1 pseudogene is annotated in these 711 nt (G+C 34.3%); it reads right to left on the bottom strand.

What is annotated here, in order from left to right:
- Positions 1 to 211: 211 nt before the first annotated feature.
- A pseudogene (locus tag VB264_RS25050) lies at positions 212 to 711 on the bottom strand (DDE transposase); the annotation flags it as partial.

Below are 711 nucleotides of genomic sequence, written 5' to 3'. Positions count from 1 at the left end.
GGCTTCCCTTGAAAATTATTTTTCGATATTGATTTATAATAGAATCCACTCATGTTTTGGGTGGATTTTTCATGTTTATTGAGGTGATTTATTTGAAAAATACAATTTTATTCATATTGTGACTATAAATTTTGATTTTCCTTAAAAACTGGTCAACAATTTATCCTACCAGCTTGTTGAGTGGTTATTTATTGTCCTATAAGATTTATTGTTAGGCTGCTAGTTTCTGAGCTTGTAGACTGTTTTCTTGTCTTCGGTTGCTAATCCTAACCACATTGGCTGTATATACGCCGAAGTGTAGCCAGATGAGTTCCGTCTTTTGACTCCTTGCCTTTATTTTACGAAGTAAATAATGTTCTTTTTCTGTACCAAAACTACCCTCTAAACGTGTACTCCTCTCTTTATTGAGGATGCCTTTCATTTGCTTTGTGGCTTTATCATCTTTACCTCTACCTTTTCTACAGAAGTTATGTTGAATACTTTTTTCTCTTAAAAGAGTACGATTCTCATTGGTTGGATAAATTCCATCCGCAGCTATATGAGTACATTCTCCAATCATTGTCTCATGCCTTAGTACACTCTCTTTGAGCCTTTTACATTCATTGAAAGCATTGTAACTTGCATACTCAATGATGTTAATTCCCCCAACTTGATTGATATGAGCTTTTATTCCATACTCCACTGGCTTATTCTCTTTTCCCCTAACAATAG

Source organism: Arcicella aquatica (assembly GCF_034928825.1).
Classification (GTDB): domain Bacteria; phylum Bacteroidota; class Bacteroidia; order Cytophagales; family Spirosomataceae; genus Arcicella; species Arcicella aquatica.
This window is presented reverse-complemented; position numbering and strand designations above follow the sequence as displayed.